The sequence below is a fragment of the Paenibacillus sp. NFR01 genome (assembly GCF_900111565.1).
Lineage (GTDB): Bacteria > Bacillota > Bacilli > Paenibacillales > Paenibacillaceae > Paenibacillus_AQ.
Map to the genome: position 1 here is coordinate 1,206,579 of NZ_FOIK01000001.1, position 17,223 is coordinate 1,223,801.

Genomic DNA, 17,223 nt, shown 5'->3' on the forward strand with positions numbered 1-17,223 from the left:
TATACTTACAATTATACCTATGTGTTGCCGCGGCGTGAATGGCAATTTACAATTTTGCAAGAGGATTAGGAGACCCAACTGGCAATGAAAAAGCATCTGCAACACATTCATCCGATGGCCTGGACGATCATCATCGGGACATTGTTCGGACGGATGGTCACCTCCATGAGCATTCCGTTCCTGTCGATTTACTTGACCAAAATGCTTGGCGCAAGCCATATCGAAGCAGGTTTTACCGTCGCAGTCAGTTCTCTGGCCGGCGTGCTGATCAGTTTTCATGGCGGATACATTTCCGATAAAATCGGGCGAAAAATCGTCATGCTGATCGCGGTGTTCGGCTGGGCGGCGGTGTTTTTCGGTTTTGCCGCAGCTCAGCATGTCTGGGTCTTCTTTATCGTCAATACGCTGAACGGCGTATGCCGCTCGTTTTTTGAGCCGACTTCCCGGGCATTGCTCTCGGACATCACCCCGCCGGAGAAAAAGCTTCTGGTGTTTAATTTACGCTACGCGGCAATTAATCTGGGCGTCGTATTCGGGCCGATCATCGGTTTTCAGCTGAGCTCCGCTAAGTCACTGTTCCCGTTCGCCATTGCCGGCGTCGTCTACATTGTGTACGGGCTGGTGCTTGTCCGGCAGTTTGCCGTGCATCGTGCCAATTTGCCTAAACGGGTTGTGGCCGAAGCGCCGAGGCTTCGCACCGCCATCAGTGTTACCGGTAAAGACCGCGTCTTCATGCCTATTCTGCTCGGTATGATCTTCTGCGTGCTCGGCTATGGTATCTTTGATTCCACATTGGCGCAATATTTGGCACAAAGCCCACAGTTCACTAATGGCAGCCGACTTTTCTCGTATATGATCTCCCTGAACGCGGTTACGGTACTGATCGTCCAGTATCCGATTGTACGCACCTTCAGCAAATTTCCGCCGGTCGTTTCGCTAATCACAGGCAATCTCTGCGTGGCAAGCAGTATGCTGCTGTTCGGCGCCGCGGGCGGAGTTCCGCTCATGATGTTCAGCGTCGTCCTCTTCACCATTGGCGAGGTACTGATGTTTACGATGACCGACATGCTGATCGACCGGATCGCCAAGCCCGAGTGGAAAGGCACTTATTTCGGTACGATGGGCTTCAACGGCCTCGGCAACGTGCTGGCCCCGGTAATCGGGGGCATGCTGCTTGACCGCTACACGGCCAGCAACGGCCCTGCCGTCTTTATCCCGCTTGCATTGATTACGGCGATCGGTCTCCCCTTCCTGGTGCTCGGTCATAAACGTCTTAGAATCAAGGAAGCAGCCGGCACTGCTTCAGGCAAATTGCAAAACGCTAATCTATAACAGACCACAATCTAGCCAACGCAACAGCCCCTCGGCGAATTTCCGCAGCGGGCTGTTTTTGTTTATATGAAGTGTATTATTGTTATTGTTTATTCGTAGGTTTACATAATATAAATTATGTATACTTCTAAAAGTGGGTTGATGTTGTCTCCATTGGATGGAAAGCATACACCTTCTGCATGGCATCGATTTTGCGGATAACGTACTCTCTCAATTCAGGGGGTTCCAGAACCTCCGGATGACCGGGCAAACCAAATATCATACGGCATGCCTCTTCGAAGCTGTACAGGTTGGCCGTAACTTGAGCGAAGTTTCCCTCTTGTTTAACGCTCATTATCTCAAGGTACTCCGTAAGCTCGGCGCGATGTGCAGCCGCTGTCCGAAGCACGACCGGATATTGCTCCGCTGCCCTTCGCTGCTGCTTGAATAGATGCTTTTGCTCCTGCCAGTAATGTTTTAAGGAGAAGCTTTCCGGAACCATAAACGTAACATCCGTCAACGCAGCATGGATCATCCGGCAGCATTTGAAATTCCGCAAATCGTCTGCGGTCTCGCAATAAGCCACCATGTACCAGTCACCCTGAATGAAGACCAGCCCGTATGGAGACAGGATCCGCTCCGACACACTCCCATTGCTTTTGCGGTATTCGACCTTCAGCTTCTGTGACCGCCATACCGCGGTCCGAAGAATATCCAGTCCGTATAATGTCGCTGGCTCCTGCCACCAAGGCGTATCGTCATAATAAAATCCCCGCCGGGCTTTGCGAATGTCCTTCTGATAAGCTTCCGGAAGCGTTTGTTCCAGCTTAAGCAGTGCATTCTTCAGCTTGATTCCAGATTCGCCGCTTCCGTTTAAGGGCATCCCCATGCCGGTAAGGAACAACTGAACTGCTTCTTCCCCATGAATCTGCCGCAAATTGGCCGTATAACCTTCCATCAGCCGGATGCCGCCGTTGCGGCCGGGGCTGGACACCAGCGGAATTCCCGCCTCCGCCAGCACGTCAATGTCCCGGTAAATGGAACGCACGGAGGTCTCCAGTGCTTCCGCCAAATCATGGGCTCTCATTTTCCCCCGCGATTCAATCAGTAAAAGAATGGCGATTAGCCGGTGTAGCCGCATAGATTCACCCCGATCATTCAGAAATTGGGCTGCGAGGCTCCGTTTATTGTTGCCAGACAGCTGTCAACGTTTCTGCTTTATGATGGATTATATCCGAAATAGAGGTGAAAGCGCTATGCATATTGGTATTTTAGGCACAAATTTTGGAAGCTACCATGCAAAGTTGTTAAAAAATATGGAGTTAGTGGAAAGCGTAACGATCTGGGGAAGACAGGCGGACAAGCTGCTGAAGCTAAAAGAAGAGCTCGGGGTAAACATTGCGGAATCTGCCGAGGCCTTAATCAACGATCCGCAGATCCAGGTAATCGACATCTGTCTGCCCTCCGATCTGCACACGAAGTACGCATCCTTGGCGCTGCAGGCCGGAAAGGATGTTTTCTGTGAAACACCGGTATGCCTGGAAGCTGCAGACGGCATCACCATGCAGAAGGTTCAAGTCCAGACTGGAAAAAGCGTTCAGGTGAACCAATTTATCAAATTCGATCCCGCCTACCGTTACTTGATTGACGCCGTCCACTCCGGCCGTTACGGCAGACTGCTGCATTTAGCCCTGCGGAGAGAAACCGCCCCGCTCTGGGGGGATTTGGGGCTGGAACGCATCACCACGAATCTGATGATTCACGAGCTGGATCTCGTTTGTTGGCTGTTGAAGGAACCGGAGATCACAGCTGTTCATGGCACAAAGGTCGTTGCAGGCGACCGTTCGCTGGTTCAGGCATCTTTCGTATGCCCCGAAACCGCGATTTCCGCTGAAATTGTCGTCTCCTCGGCGATGCCGGACACTTATCCTTTTACAATCGGGTATGAGGCTTACTTCGAACATGCCAAGCTTGTTTATGACGAAAGCAGTTTTGAAAACGGAAAAATCGAGGCTGCTCTTGTCGAGCATGGCCCAGGCGGAAAACGTCAAATCCATTTAAACGCGGCGGATCCCTATGCGCTGACGCTCGAATACGCACTGCTCTGTATCGAAACCGGCGAACCCTCCGTTTTGTCGTTGGACCATGCGCTGAAAGCCATGAATATGGCGATTGCAACGAGAGCAAGGTTGATTTATAATCCTGCTTTTTCGAATGAACAAGTTAGTGAGGAGAGTAATAGTTGTTGTTGGGAAAGATGAATTAAGGAGCGAATTGGATATGATTATTATGAATTTTTCGTATGATGAAATTTATGAATAGAATACATAAAAACGGCGGTAATCAGAAGAGAGCCCGATCGCCGCCGTTTTTGCCATTGCAAACTTATAAAAATTAAATCAAAGAATCGAACAATTTGGATAATTCTATAAATTCGTAGCCCCATCCACTATCAATAGATATTTCCTGAAGTGTTCCCGTAGGGGCAAATAAAAAACGCAACTCATCTCTCACGGACAAGTCTTCACTTTTAAGTCTCTCTTACTTCCTGAACGAGGCTGATCAGTCGCTCACTGTTTTTATGGATGTGGCTTTCCTCCCTTTGAATTGAGCATAGGCATATAACTTTTTCTGGTTTACATAATATATTTTTCGTCAACTAATAGCCGAGCTCTCTGTTTTTTTCTCCCGAAAAATCAATTTGAACAGCGGCGGCACCGCAAAAAAGATAAAAAACGTACGAAAAATTTGAAACCCAGCTACCGTCGGCAAATCTGCGCCTACCTCATGGGCGATCAGGCTCATCTGGTCCATACCGCCTGGAGCGAGGCTGAGCAGTGCCGTAGAAGCTCCCACCGACTCGAATGCAGCAAACAAATAACTGAGTGCATAAGCTCCGCCAAGGAGTACCATCCCGCTGCCGACCGCAAGCGACAAAGTCATCCACTTATGGCTCAGCTTGCGCGGATCGAGCAGCAGTCCGACAAATACGCCGATGGCGAGCTGGGCCGCATTCAGCAGAATCGCTGGCAGCACCGGAGCTTGCAGGCCGAAAAGCTGGAGAATCGCAGCAATAATGGCCGGACCCAGCAAATAGGCGGTTGGAAATTTGATTTTTTGCCCAAGTATTCCAGCCGCTATGCAGGCAGCCGCAAAAAAGAAGATATTAGGAAATAACCCTGCCCAGGAGGCCGAAACAGATGCGGAAGCCGGATCATAAAACTCTTCGGCAGCCGGCTGGCCAGCAAACAGAGGACTGAAGATCAGCAGTGGAACGCAGATAATGATCATCATGAGCCGGATCACCTGGATGACAGTCACAATCGTGATGTTGATGTCCTCCATCTCTTCCGCCAGCAGCACCATTTGCGTGAGTCCGCCCGGAATACTGCCAAGCAGAACGGTTCTATAGTTTACGCCTGATATTTTCGAGACGATAAATGCAATTCCAGCGCAAAAAACAAGCAGCAGCGCCGTCATCAGCAGCATGGCCGGAAGCTGGCGACCGATCTCCCGCAGCGCCGTCGCCGTAAGCGAGATTCCGATGGTATAGCCTACGACGATCATTCCCCCGTTGCGCACAATGCCCGGCCAGCTGTAATACCGCTTTGCGATATTCGACCCGATCAGCACCCCCACCATAGGCCCAAGCAGCCACGGCACCGGAAGCGCAATGAACATGAATAACAAACCTCCGGCAGCCGCGGTCCCAAACGTAATCAACAGACGAAATCCCGGCCGTATTCCTTGCGTAGAACTAGCCACCAAACGTTCCTTCTTTCCTAGAGCAGCATTGCTTCAATCAATATCTGCAATTTTAAAAAGCCCTTGTTTGTTCCGGATCAGCGCAATGCCTACACTGCGTTCGTCGATATAACCTTCCTTATCCATGCGGGTGTACCCGACATAGACAATGGCCGTTTTGCGGTCACCTGCCGGATCCCGGCCCACGCTCATTTCCGTAAAGCGGTATTCCGCGATATTGTCGGCAAAATGCCCAAGGTATTCGGCAGCCCCTTCCGAGTACATCGTGGTTTTGAGCCGGTCGTGATCATGATCGACAATGGCCTGAAGGGCTGTCAGGATCTCCTTATAAATCTGGCTGCGATCCTTGTCCCCGCCGTTTGGCGGCAGCTTGAAAAAGATGCCTGGCTCAATGGGCGGCTTTTTCTCCATATACTGCAGCTCGCCAAGCATGGATACAAAGACCGGCTGGAGCCTGTCCTGCTGATCAGGCGTTGTCCGGATCTTCGCCCGGTAGGCTTCGCCCTTCACCTCGAAGGTAAACACATCGACCGTTCCCTCAATATCCCGGACAGTACCCCGATATTCTTTGTATTGGGCCATACTTGAAGCCGAGTCTCTGACCAGCTCCCCCTCCTCCTCCGCAGCTCCTGCGCCCGGTAGAATCGCCAAATAATTGAGTTTGTCTGCCGGTCCCCAGGCCGTTCCGCCTTCTAGCGCATATCGTTCCATGTTTACCGGTTTGAAGATACCGAGCGGCAACGTCAAATGGGTGGAATAGTCCGTCTTTACGTATTCGCCCCCCACTTCAAACTCGCGCCCGCTCCCGTCATATTCCGGAATGCCGCCGGTGAATACAGAAACCAGGTTGACTTCAGGCACTGCCGTTAATACAGGTGAAGCCGCGGGGGCTCCAGCAGTCATCCCTCCCGTACCGGCATTCTCGCAACCGGCTATCCATAAGCTTATGGCCGCCAAGCCGGTCATGGCGCAGCGGCGAAGCATCGTTTTTTTATAAATAAACATCGCTCATCCCTCCGGATATCCAGACGCTGGAAAACCGTGAAAGTTGCGAGCCGGATTTGGAGCCTTTTTTCTTTTAATTAATGTTGTTAATATTCAATGTACTGAAATACTGACTCGGATTGCCTTGTTTCGAATTAAAGCGCTCCTTAAACTCGCCGCCGGTATAACTGCCGATGACCCGGTGCCAAAAGGCGCGGGCTGGCGCATTGGCGCGGATCTGCGAAACCTTCCAATCTCCCGGAAACATATCGAAGAGCCGGTGGGCGGCCCAGGTGCCGACGCCGCAGCGGCGGTATTTTTGCAGCACAAAAAATTCGGTCATATAATAATCCCCTTCCGGACTGCGCAGCAGCCGGTCCACGAGGGCAAAGCCGGCGATATGACCATCCGCGGTAAACAAATAAGCGAACTTGTTGTTGCCGCTGTTCCAATAGGAATCCAGCCCCGGGTAGGAGGGGAACTTCCCGTCACTGTCGACGTCGAGCTCCAGATAACGGGTGAAGTCGTATAAGTAAAATTGCATCAGCCGGTGAATCGTCTGTCTTTGATCTTTCGGCACGAGTTCGAGTCCAAGTTCCATGTTTGTTCACCTCTGTCGTTCAAGCGTTTATATCACATTTTATAACTTTGCTTCCGGTGCGGCAAGGTTGCGTCTCTCCGCTCTCCCCCTTAACAGAACAATCATGGTAAAATAAAAGACAGGTTAACTTTGCCATTCAGGAAAGCAGGTGAATACGATCAGCATCCAGAAAATCAGCGACCGCCGGCATTTGGACGAGAAACTCCCGCTTATGCCGTGGTTCGTCCAGCAGTTTATCGATTACAAAAGACCCGATCTGTCGCCTTCCACGCTGCTTGAATATGTGCGGGACTATGAATCTTTTTTCGGCTGGCTGCGCGGCGAGGGCTTGTCGGCCGCAGAGAGCAACCAGAAGATCACCTTGCTGGAGCTGGAGCAGCTCCGGATGGACAGCATCGTCGGCTACCGCCTCTATTTGACAACCCGAAGCGAAGGCACGAACAGCCGGGTGACCGTGTCCCGCAAGCTGTCCGCGCTGCGCTCGCTTTTTCATTATTTAAGCCAGATCGCCGAAGACGAAAATTTCTATCCACTCCTTAAACGCAATGTGATGGCCAAGGTGGAGATTAAACGCATCCACAAACCCAAAGATACCGCAGCCAAGCTGAAGGGCAAAATCCTTGAGGAAGAGGAGCTTCTGGAGTTCGTCGGCTATATTTATGAAGGCTACGGCCATGATGTCGAAGGCAACAAACAGGCTTATCACGCTCATTTGCAAAACCGCGAACGGGATGCCTGCATTGCCAGCCTGATCCTTAATTCGGGACTGCGGGTGTCGGAAGTCGTCAATATGAATGTCGATGATCTGGATCTGAACAACAAGCTGCTGTATGTCTCCCGTAAAGGCAACAACGACGAGACGTTCAAGACGCCGGTGTATTTCCGCGAGCAGGCCAAGGACGATCTGGCCCAGTATCTCAGCCTGCGAACCACCCGCTACAAGACGCCGAAACGGGAAAAGGCGTTGTTCATCGCCCTTAAAAACGGCAGCACGGAAGGCGCGCGTATGACCAAACGGGCTATCCAGGAGATGATCATCAAATACGCCAAACGGTTCGGCAAGCCGTATTTAACGGTGCATAAGCTGCGCCACTCCTTCGCGACCGACTATTACCTGCAGAACGATATCTACAAAACCAAAGAACAGCTCGGACACGCTTCGACGGAAACTACGGAGGTGTACGCTCACTTGACGGATAAGACGATGTCCGAGGCGATTGAGCGCCGCATGGAGAGTTGAGGCTAGAAGAGTTATGAAATGCCGAGGCTTGGTATATGAAAAATATGATTGTGCGCAAAAAGCTTTGTATGGAGGTTTATGCTTTGAACGAGATTTCAGCAGGTTATGATCCAAAGAACACCGGCTCCTTCTCACCCGACCGGGAGGCCAAAAAGCTGGAGACCGATACCGCGATTGATGCACACGGCTGGAGCCTGAATGAACTGACGTCCGATTGTGCGTCATGCTTCGGATTGTGCTGCGCGGCGCTGCCTTTCGGAGCTTCGGCCGATTTCGCGGCCGACAAAGCAGCCGGCCAGCCCTGCCCCAACCTGCGCAGCGATTTTCGCTGCGGCATTCACACGTCGCTGCGCGAACGCGGTTACCGCGGCTGCACGGTGTACGAATGCTTCGGGGCCGGCCAAAAGGTCTCGCAGCTCACCTACGGCGGGCAAGATTGGCGCCAGGCCCCGGAAACCGCGAAGGAGATGTTCGCGGTTTTTCCGGTGATGCGCCATCTGCATGAGCTGCTGTGGTATTTGGCCGAGGGGCTGCGCCGTACGGCCGCGCAGCCGCTTTGGCCCGCGCTGGAAGCTGCAGCGCGGCGCGTGGACGGGCTGACCCGCCTGCGGCCGGGTCAGCTGCTGGCGCTGGACATCGGCGTCCAGCGCGCCGAAGCGAACGAGCTGCTGCTGCAGGTCAGCAGGCTCGTTCGGGAACGGGCGCGGCGCGAGCTGGGCGCGCCGCGGCAGCCCCGCAAGATCGGCGAGCGGGGCGCCGATCTGCTGGGCGCCAGGCTGCGCGGCGCGGACCTGCGCGCAGCGAGCCTCCGCGGCGCGCTGCTGATCGCCGCGGACCTGCGCGGAGCCGATCTGCGCCATGCCGATCTGATCGGCGCAGATTTCCGCGATACAGATCTGCGCGGAGCCGATCTGACCGACAGCCTCTATTTGACCCCGTTCCAGGTCAACGCGGCGATCGGCGATGCGGCGACGAAACTGCCGCAACATCTCTCCCGTCCGGGTCATTGGGCGGGAAAACAAACGATATAGATCTCTCTTGTCTACCATGGCTTATGTATTGAGCTTCATTGCAAAATACCATTTCGCTCGCCGCTTGTCCTGAAATACATTATTAGGACAGGCGGCTTCCTTGTGTAAAATTCTGTTCATGCCAGCCTTTTTAACGAGGTTATAAAGAACTGGAGCATACGATAAAGGGAATGAAAAATGCTGTCTTTATTGTGAATTTTTCATGTGTTGAAAATTGGTGGTAAGTGATCGTGGGGTACTAAGCAAAGTTTATCTAGATGTTTTTACGATCTTCCTATAATATATTGTGGTCTCTCTTCGGTGTCTTTACGTTCTCTCGTTCTACGAATCCTACTTGCTTGAAGCCTGCCTTTTCAAAATTCAAAGGACCAAATCAAATTCGCGGGTATGCCCGCAAAAGTTCGGTTCCATAGTTGTGAATTTTTCATATATTGAAAGTTGGTTAGAAAAGTTAGTGGGATATTGTCCCTCTATTCCGCTCAAAAATCCAACATTCTCTAGAATAAAGGGAAAACGTCCCCCTAATTCGATACATACCCTCAAATACGAGGAATACGCCAAAATTAAGGGGAGGTTTTCCCTCTAATACTTAAACCCGAAGTTACGAAACAAAATAGTGGGATATTATCCTTCTAATCCAGCCGCCGAGGCACACCGCCTATCTCGCTTGACTTTCGGTCTCCTGAACCTGCAATAATTAGTAAAACTCGCCCGGCAGCTTCAAAATATCCACCCTCGCGCCCGCATCCAGTTTAACGGTTTCGGAAGGGACAATGATCAGGCAGTCGCTGTCCTTGATAGTGACGGTGACCGAAGACTCATCGACTCCGGCGGGATAAGCGTGCAGCATGCCATGATGGAACTCCAAGCGGGCGCGCATAAACCGGGTGAAATTGTTGGTTTTCGTGTAATCCTCGCCCAATACGGCCATCCACTGCGGCAAAAAGGGCTGCGTTGCGCCAAGCATCTTGCCCATCGCCGGGCGGACGAAGAGCTGAAAGCCGACGAAGCAGGCTCCGGGGTTCCCTGACAAGGCAAACAGCAGTTTCCCTGCCCGTACAGCTGCCGTCGTTACGCTTCCCGGGCGCATCGCCACTTTGTTGAACAGCATCTCGCCGCTGCGCTCGCGGACGAGATCGCCCATAATGTCATAGTCTCCCACGGATACGCCCCCTGTGGTTACTACAAGATCATAATGCTCCAGCGCCATCTGCACTTTGCTGCGCGCCAGCTCCAGATCATCGGCGACTGCGCCCAGCAGCACCGGCTCTCCTCCGGCTTGGCGCACCAGCGCTTCAAGCATCGGCGAGTTGCTGTTACGGATCTTGCCCGGCTGGAGCGGCTCGTCCACATCCAGGAGTTCGGAGCCGGTAGCAAAGATGGCCACCTTCGGACGCCGGCGTACCTGCACTCGAGCTTTGCCCAGTGCGGCCAGAACGGCAATCTCGCCCGCGCCGATTAATCTGCCGGCCGGCAGCACTTCTTCATCCTGCTGGAGCTCCAGTCCACGTGGCGTAATGTTTTGCCCTACTGATACTGGTTTGCGCAGCCCAATAAAACGTTGGCCGTCCGCTATTTTGCCTTCCGTCGCCTCCAGCATAACCACGGCATCGGCGCCTTCCGGAAGCTGCGCGCCGGTCATGATCCTTGCGGCGGTGCCGGATTCCACTCTTTTCTGCGCAACTGTTCCGCAAGGAATCTCCTCGATAACTTCCAGCCAAAGGATATCATTCGCCCCCAGTGCTGTCGTATCGTCTGCTATGATCGCATAACCATCCATGGACGATCGGTTAAAGGCGGGAAAAGGATGCGCAGTCCTTGCCGGCTCCGCCAGTATCCGCCCAAGGCTCTCCCCCAGCGGTACCGTCTCAGTCTCGAGCGGATGCGCGAAAGCCATGATACGGGACTGCGCTTCGCCTACCTCCAGCGCTGTACGCTGAAATTTGCCTCGACTGAAGTCTTGCTCATTATTCATCTGCCTTCCTCCTCTACCCTTAAGCAATATCTATACAAAACAAAAACAACGAACTCCGGCACAAGCCGAAGTTCGTTAGCTTTACATCTCAGCTGCGTGCAAGATTCCTGTTACCGCTCATCGTGCGGCTGCAAGCCTATTTTTCACTTCAACGTCTGCAAGTAAGTTTCGGCTCGGTCCCAAGTCTCCTTGATGCCTTGCTCCATCCCCATTTCCAGCACCTTGGCCAGCTCCTCGGCGGAAGTATAACGCGTAACGCTGATCAGACGGGTATTTCCATTCTCTTCCACAAAGGTCAGCTCATTTTTGGCGGAAGGCAACTCCTCATTTACAGTACCTTCAGCATCGGAAAAATAATCGGTGTACCCCAGCTTCTCGGGTGCCTCAATTGTTTCGTACACCGCTTTGCCCCAGGATTCCATGCCGTAAAAATCCCCTTGAGCAGGATCGACGCATTTCATGCAGTAATGCCATACGCCGCCGGGCTGCAAATCCACTGTGCAGTAAGGCAACTCCCAGCCCTGCGGTCCCCACCAATGCTTCAAATGCTCTGCCTGGGTAAAAGCTTGAAAGACCAGCTCTCTGGGCGCATGGAATACACGCTCCATTACAAGTTCCTGACCTTCCGTGCGGAATACTGTGTTCTCCGACATCAGCCACACTCCTCATTGGGTAGTGACTTGCTGCATAAGATCTTCCTGCAGCAAGCCCTAATCTTTCGGTCGATTCTGTGCCTGGAGTTGTCCAAGATAATCATCCAGGCGGTCGAACCGGGCTTCCCAGCCTCTCCGGCAGATGATCAGCCATTGTTCCAGCTCCTGAAAAGCTTCGCCTCTCAGCCGATAGGTCCGTTTGTTGGCTTCGGCCCTGACATCCACCAGCCCGGCTTCCAGCAGCACCTTCAGATGCTTCGAAGCCTGGGGCTGCCTAAGCTCCAGACGGCCGGCTACTTCGCCTACGGTCAGCGGACCTTCCTGCAGGAGCTCCACTATATGCAAGCGGTTCGGTTCTGCCAGCGCGCTAAACATCGCCGTATCCATGATTCCATGCTTCTTTCCTTACGGATTCGCACTGCCGGTTGCATCCGGCTTTGCTCCCCAAATATACCACTTTATGAATATTCCTTCAAGAGAATATTGCAAATAAATTTTAAATTCCCTAAAAAGCAACCTTCATCGTACGAACTGCCTACGTTGGTTATCCTTCCGCCTACAAACCGATTCCCTTATTATCACCAAATACAAAAAAAGGATGTTCCCGCGCTTCCTGCGGGAACATCCTTGATTCAGGCACGGATTACGCGAACGTCGCCGGCAATGATCCGCTCGCCTTCGTACAGCATAAACCGCCCGTTTTGCCATTCGAGGCGGAGCAGCCGCGAGTTATCCGACTGGTACTGCCATACATGCTGCGCTCCGCCATTCATAAACGGCGTCTGGCCGGTCACAGCAGCATACCCTTCATACTCTTCTTCCAGATAATAGGTATCATCATCCAGCTCGAGCGTAGCCGGAACTTCCGACGGATTGTCGAGCCTGCCGTCGATCGGGCGATACAGGCTGTATTTCAGCTGTTCCCGTTCCTCGACATGTAGATAAGCGATATCATTCCCGTCACGAAGCGTAAGCACGACGGCATTTCTTCCGCTCGTCTGCGTCCGTCCGGCCACCTCGTAGGTAACGAGCGAGACTTCGCAAATGTCGCCGGGCGCCAGGCTGAGCATGCTTTTCGGCGCTGCAGGCGCCTCCTGTTTGGAAAATAAATTTCCGATCCGTTTAAAAAGGCCCAATATAACCCTCTTCCTTCCTACGACTGTATAAAGGCACCGATGATCAGCGCGCCGATCAAATGCAGCGCGCCGGCCAGCAGCCCGTAACCCACCTTACCGAGCTGGGTGCCGTGATCTAGATCCAGTCTGCCCCATACTGCGAGGAGCAGGCGTACTGCCTTCTCAAGCGCAAATAACAGTAAAAAAGATACGAACGATACGAACAATGCATCCCCCAGTCGGCTGGAAGCAGCGATGGAGCTTGATAAAATATAACCCTGGGATACTAACTTGAGCACAAAGCGGGTCGTCACCGCCAAGTTGCCCTTTCTTAGTTCTTCCAGGTCGTTGTACCGGGTAAACAGTGAATCAACGAACATCAGCACTACCAGCAGCACGCTTCCGCTGACTGTCCAGACGATCATCGACAGCAGCGTATGGGTATCCATAAGCATCGCCCCGCTTGTTCAGATTCCCTAAGCTCCCGAAACCGGCATGAAGAAGGCGAAGGGGACGATCACATATGCTCCCCTTCGCCTGACTGATGCCGGATGATCACCGGTAAAACGCGATATTATTGTTTTTCGTACTGCTTCATCAGCGCGGCGAGCTCGTCTTCCACCGCTTTATCTTTACCCAGTGCGGCGAATTCGTCGTCAAGTGATTTTTTGCCGGAATTCATTTCGTTGCTGGCTTCTGCCTGCGCTTCCGCTTGCAGCATTTTTTCTTCCATCCGTTTAAGACCGGCAGTAGCGGAATCCGAAGAGAAGCCGCTCATCGCCTTGTTGATTTCGGTTTGCGCTTTGGCTGCGTTATAACGGGCAACCAGCGTTTCGCGTTTGTTCTTCATTTCGCCCAGCTGTTTGCGCATTTCCTCCAGCTTGCCGCGCAGATTGTCGGCAGACGCTTTGTTTTGGTCAAAGCTTGTTTTGTACTCGTTCAGCTTGATCTCTGCCGACTTCTTCTCTTCGAGCGCCCGGCGGGCCAGATCGACGTTGCCGGCTTGTGCCGCGGTATGCGCCTGCTGGTTACGGCGTTCCACCAGCTCCTGCTGCTCTTCGTACAGCTGCTTGAACTTTTTCTCGATGGCGATTTGGGCGGCGACGGCCTTCTCGGCATCTTCCAGATCTTCGGTCATGTCGCGGATGTATTGGTCGGTCATCTTGATCGGGTCTTCCGCTTTGTCGATAATGGCATTGATATTGGACATGGTCAGGTCACGCAATCTTTTAAAAATGGACATCGTTCATTCCTCCAGTAAAATTAGTCAATCGCATTTGCTAATCTTTTACGCAGAGAGTGCCATTGCCGTTTCATTTTTGTTCAAACAAAAAATAATCGACTTTCCGGTTCACGGCTTCCACGACTGCGGCGATGCCTTCTTTGCTCAAATTGTCGTAATGGATACCCATCACGACGGTGACCGTTTTTCCGAGCCGTGCTGCTGCCTTCAGGGCGATCGCTTCGCTGAGCGTATGCTCTTTATGATGGGGTACCGCGGTAGTCGCGGCTTTCACTTCTTCCCCGTAGGTATATGCGGTGCTGGCTGCGCCGATATGCCGTTCTCCCCCCGTAATCAGGAGGAGCAGGTCGCGCCCGACCTCGATGGAGGACAGCTCGATATCTTCATAACCTTTCAGTTCAACTGACATGAGCATCCTCCTATTGTCTACTATAATAACCCCAAAGGCTAGGTCTAAACAATGCCGCGGATTTCGCCGAGCGACATGATGTTCTCCTCGAGCATGAATTGCTGCAATTGTTCGACCAGTTCACTGCCCGCACGCAGGTTCATAAAGTTGTAAGTTCCGACCTGGACGACAGTAGCGCCTGCCATTATAAATTCAATAACGTCCGTTGCCGAGGTGATACCGCCCATGCCGATGACCGGAATGGACACGCGTGTGGCTACCTGATGAACCATACGCAGGGCAATGGGCTTAATGGCCGGACCGGACAAGCCGGCATACAGATTGTTGAAGACGCTGCGCCGGCGGCGTACGTCGATCTTCATGCCCGAGATCGTATTGATCAGCGACACGGCGTCCGCGCCTTCCGCTTCGCACATCTGCGCCATTTCGGCGATGTCCTCTGCGTTCGGAGAGAGCTTCACGGCCAGCGGCAGCTTGGTCGCTTTGCGGACCGCACGCACCACCTCTTTGGCGGCAACGGTTTTAACGCCGAACGCAATGCCGCCTTCCTTGACATTCGGGCAAGAGATGTTGAGTTCGATCATATCCACGGCTTTGCGGCCTGATGCTTTGCGTGCGTTCGCGTCTTCCTGGATCAGCTCCGCGCCGCGGACATAATCCTGCAGCGTATTCCCGCCCAGGTTAACGATCCGGGCCGTGTCGAGCGTCTCCCAATAGGGCAGCTCTTTGGCGAGGAACGCTTCGACGCCCGGATTCTCCAGGCCGACGCTGTTGAGCAAGCCTGAAGCCGTTTCATAGACGCGTACGCCTGGATTTCCCGCTTTCGGGTTCAACGTAAGTCCCTTGCCGGAAATGCCGCCCAGCATGGAGACGTCGTAAAACTTGCCGTATTCCCTGCCGAAGCCAAACGTACCGGAGGCCATGACGATCGGATTCTTGAATTTAACCCCAGCGATGGTAGCAGTGGTATTAATCATGGAAAATCACCTCTTCCGCCAAAAAGACCGGCCCGTCGGCACAGGCTTTGCGCTGTCCGTCGCGGCAGGATACGCTGCACACGAGGCAGGCGCCGATGCCGCAGGCCATCCGGTTCTCCAGCGACAAATATACGTTCGGGCGATGGCCGGACGTCTCGGCGGCGATCCACTTCAGCTGCGCCGCTTTCAGCATCGGATGCGGTCCGCACACGAAAATATGGTCATATTCGGAGAAATCGACGGAATCCAGAATCAAACCGCCGACATCCACCGTCAATTCCGCTGCGAGTTCGCGGAAAGCATCCGTACGGAATGCTTCCCGGCTGAAGCCGAGATAAATGTCGCTGTCCGGCAGTTCATGGGCGCAATAATACAGCGGAGCGATGCCGATTCCGCCGCCGACGAGGGCGATTCTTCCTTCAACATGCGGAAACCCGGTTCCGAACGGACCTTCCAATTGGAGCTTGTCCCCCGGCTTCAGTTCCGCAAACATCCGGGTTCCTTCACCTACAACATGATACAGAAATTCAATACGATCAGGCCGGGCCAGATGTATGCTCAGCGGCCGGGAGAGCAGCGGATAGGCATCCCATGCCCGCAGCATGTAGAATTGGCCCATCTCGCCGCCTTGACCGCTTTCCACCTGAAGGTGGTACACTCCGTCAGCCAGCAGCTCGTTACTTATTACCGTTGCCACGTTATCAAGCTCCTTCAAATTTTATCTTATTAACCATGCCTTAGAAGGAGTATAAATTCTGTGACATAGTTCACATGATTAAGAACTATTTTCGCTTCCATACCCCGCGCTCGTATGGCTTCGGTACATGAGCACTATCGATCCCGCCAAGCGCCTCTTCGGCATGTAGCGCCCAGTACGGATCGCTTAAAAGACCGCGACCGATAGCGACAAGCTCCGCCTTCTCCTCCGCGACTACCGCCTGCGCCTCCTCATAGGCGTCAAGCCTGCCTACGGCGATCACCGGTACATGCAGCGCGCTGCGGATAAATTCCGCCAAGGCCACCTGATAGCCCGGCCCCGCATTCGGTCCGCCGTTTGATCCAATCGGCCCTTCGCCGCCGGACGAGACATGGAACAGGTCGACGCCCGCTTCCATATATCGGCGGCAGAATTCAAGGGCGTAATTCTCGTCATACCCGCCGTCGACGTATTCTTTTGCCGACACCCGCATGAGCAGCGGCATTTCGGCCGGCAGAACGTCTCTGACGGCACGTACGACCTTTTCCCCGAAGAGAAACAGATCCTGTCCGTATTCGTCCTCCCGGGTATTGGTCAGCGGCGAATGGAACTGGTGGATCAGGTAGCCGTGGGCACCGTGGAGCTCTACCGTATCATAGCCTGCTTCCACTGCCCGGCGAGCGCCTTCGCGGTACGCTTCGATGAGTTGCTCTACGCCGTCCCTGCTCAGCGCCTGCGGCTGTTTGGACTTGGCATCAAAAGCAATTGCGGAAGGTGCGACCGGCGGCTCGGCATCCAGCGCTTTGCGGCCGGCATGGCCGAGCTGGATGGCGATTTTAGCTCCGTAGGCATGCACGCCATCCGTAATTCTGCGGTGCGCGGAGATTTGTCCGTCCTCCCAGATGCCCAGATCTCGATTGGTAATGCGTCCATCGGGATGGACGCCGGTCATCTCGACAATGATGAACCCGGTTCCGCCGACAGCTCGGCTTATGTAGTGAACCAAATGCCAGTCGCCTGGGGTACCATCCTGTTCGGTAACCGCATATTGGCACATCGGCGGCATAACGATCCGATTCTTAAGGCTTAACGCCTTCAATTCATAGGGCGCAAACAAATCCGTCATTCCGTTCATCCTTCCGTTCTCTTATGTCCCGGATACCGGGCAGCATTCTACTCTGCAATATCCAGTATACACGCTATGGCGGCGCGATTTCATCTA

18 protein-coding genes are annotated in these 17,223 nt (G+C 53.4%); 4 read left to right on the forward strand and 14 right to left on the reverse strand.

Annotation, left to right across the window (positions count from 1 at the left end; all coding sequences use genetic code 11):
- Positions 1-84 precede the first annotated feature (84 nt).
- The gene (locus tag BMW84_RS05475) at positions 85-1,332 is read left to right on the forward strand and encodes an MDR family MFS transporter (protein WP_091065291.1); all 1,248 of its coding nucleotides are present in this window, start codon (positions 85-87) and stop codon (positions 1,330-1,332) included.
- A 127-nt stretch (positions 1,333-1,459) separates the two neighbouring features.
- Here the strand turns inward: BMW84_RS05475 and BMW84_RS05480 are convergent, their stop codons facing one another.
- On the reverse strand, positions 1,460-2,452 hold the full coding sequence (locus BMW84_RS05480; RefSeq protein ID WP_091065294.1) for a helix-turn-helix transcriptional regulator: 993 nt from the start codon (positions 2,450-2,452) through the stop codon (positions 1,460-1,462).
- Positions 2,453-2,567: 115 nt separating this feature from the next.
- Between BMW84_RS05480 and BMW84_RS05485 the strand changes: the two genes are divergently transcribed.
- The gene (locus BMW84_RS05485) at positions 2,568-3,572 is read left to right on the forward strand and encodes a Gfo/Idh/MocA family protein (RefSeq protein ID WP_091065296.1); all 1,005 of its coding nucleotides are present in this window, start codon (positions 2,568-2,570) and stop codon (positions 3,570-3,572) included.
- A 394-nt stretch (positions 3,573-3,966) separates the two neighbouring features.
- On the opposite strand, the gene BMW84_RS05490 is transcribed toward BMW84_RS05485, so the two are convergent.
- From BMW84_RS05490 to BMW84_RS05500, 3 genes are all read right to left on the reverse strand, one after another.
- Positions 3,967-5,076 carry an AbrB family transcriptional regulator gene (locus BMW84_RS05490; protein WP_091065299.1) on the reverse strand — a complete coding sequence of 370 codons (1,110 nt, stop codon included), beginning with the start codon at positions 5,074-5,076 and terminating at the stop codon, positions 3,967-3,969.
- A gap of 33 nt (positions 5,077-5,109) precedes the next feature.
- Positions 5,110-6,081 carry a hypothetical protein gene (locus BMW84_RS05495; protein ID WP_091065300.1) on the reverse strand — a complete coding sequence of 324 codons (972 nt, stop codon included), beginning with the start codon at positions 6,079-6,081 and terminating at the stop codon, positions 5,110-5,112.
- A gap of 73 nt (positions 6,082-6,154) precedes the next feature.
- A complete protein-coding gene (locus BMW84_RS05500; protein WP_091065302.1) occupies positions 6,155-6,661 on the reverse strand; it encodes a GNAT family N-acetyltransferase in 507 nt (168 codons plus the stop codon).
- A 157-nt stretch (positions 6,662-6,818) separates the two neighbouring features.
- On the opposite strand from BMW84_RS05500, the gene xerS reads away from it, so the two are divergent.
- Both xerS and BMW84_RS05510 read left to right on the forward strand, forming a co-directional pair.
- Positions 6,819-7,901: a tyrosine recombinase XerS gene (gene xerS / locus BMW84_RS05505; RefSeq protein ID WP_091068093.1), complete on the forward strand. Its 1,083-nt coding sequence runs from the start codon at positions 6,819-6,821 to the stop codon at positions 7,899-7,901.
- A gap of 35 nt (positions 7,902-7,936) precedes the next feature.
- Positions 7,937-8,932 carry a pentapeptide repeat-containing protein gene (locus BMW84_RS05510; RefSeq protein WP_254772874.1) on the forward strand — a complete coding sequence of 332 codons (996 nt, stop codon included), beginning with the start codon at positions 7,937-7,939 and terminating at the stop codon, positions 8,930-8,932.
- A gap of 697 nt (positions 8,933-9,629) precedes the next feature.
- Here the strand turns inward: BMW84_RS05510 and glp are convergent.
- The 10 genes from glp to BMW84_RS05560 all read right to left on the reverse strand — a co-directional run bounded on the left by glp (position 9,630) and on the right by BMW84_RS05560 (position 17,127).
- Positions 9,630-10,907 carry a molybdopterin molybdotransferase MoeA gene (glp, locus tag BMW84_RS05515; protein WP_091065304.1) on the reverse strand — a complete coding sequence of 426 codons (1,278 nt, stop codon included), beginning with the start codon at positions 10,905-10,907 and terminating at the stop codon, positions 9,630-9,632.
- Positions 10,908-11,050: 143 nt separating this feature from the next.
- Positions 11,051-11,560, reverse strand: a complete 510-nt coding sequence (locus tag BMW84_RS05520) for an SRPBCC domain-containing protein (RefSeq protein WP_091065305.1) — start codon at positions 11,558-11,560, stop codon at positions 11,051-11,053.
- A gap of 57 nt (positions 11,561-11,617) precedes the next feature.
- Positions 11,618-11,947 (reverse strand): ArsR/SmtB family transcription factor, encoded by a 330-nt coding sequence (locus tag BMW84_RS05525; protein WP_091065308.1) that lies wholly within the window; start codon positions 11,945-11,947, stop codon positions 11,618-11,620.
- A gap of 245 nt (positions 11,948-12,192) precedes the next feature.
- Positions 12,193-12,696, reverse strand: a complete 504-nt coding sequence (locus tag BMW84_RS05530) for a DUF4178 domain-containing protein (protein ID WP_091065310.1) — start codon at positions 12,694-12,696, stop codon at positions 12,193-12,195.
- A 17-nt stretch (positions 12,697-12,713) separates the two neighbouring features.
- Entirely contained in the window at positions 12,714-13,124 is a 411-nt protein-coding gene (locus tag BMW84_RS05535; protein WP_091068098.1) for a DUF350 domain-containing protein, read from the reverse strand.
- 125 nt (positions 13,125-13,249) lie between these two features.
- Positions 13,250-13,918 carry a PspA/IM30 family protein gene (locus tag BMW84_RS05540; RefSeq protein WP_091065313.1) on the reverse strand — a complete coding sequence of 223 codons (669 nt, stop codon included), beginning with the start codon at positions 13,916-13,918 and terminating at the stop codon, positions 13,250-13,252.
- Positions 13,919-13,988: 70 nt separating this feature from the next.
- The gene (locus tag BMW84_RS05545; protein WP_091065316.1) at positions 13,989-14,327 is read right to left on the reverse strand and encodes a prenylated flavin chaperone LpdD; all 339 of its coding nucleotides are present in this window, start codon (positions 14,325-14,327) and stop codon (positions 13,989-13,991) included.
- A gap of 44 nt (positions 14,328-14,371) precedes the next feature.
- On the reverse strand, positions 14,372-15,304 hold the full coding sequence (locus BMW84_RS05550) for a dihydroorotate dehydrogenase (RefSeq protein WP_091065319.1): 933 nt from the start codon (positions 15,302-15,304) through the stop codon (positions 14,372-14,374).
- Positions 15,297-16,001, reverse strand: coding sequence for a dihydroorotate dehydrogenase electron transfer subunit (locus tag BMW84_RS05555; protein WP_091065322.1), 705 nt, complete (start codon positions 15,999-16,001; stop codon positions 15,297-15,299). Before BMW84_RS05555 ends, BMW84_RS05550 begins: the two co-directional genes overlap by 8 nt.
- Before the next feature lie 85 nt (positions 16,002-16,086).
- Positions 16,087-17,127 (reverse strand): NADH:flavin oxidoreductase/NADH oxidase, encoded by a 1,041-nt coding sequence (locus BMW84_RS05560; protein WP_091068100.1) that lies wholly within the window; start codon positions 17,125-17,127, stop codon positions 16,087-16,089.
- Positions 17,128-17,223: the final 96 nt, after the last annotated feature.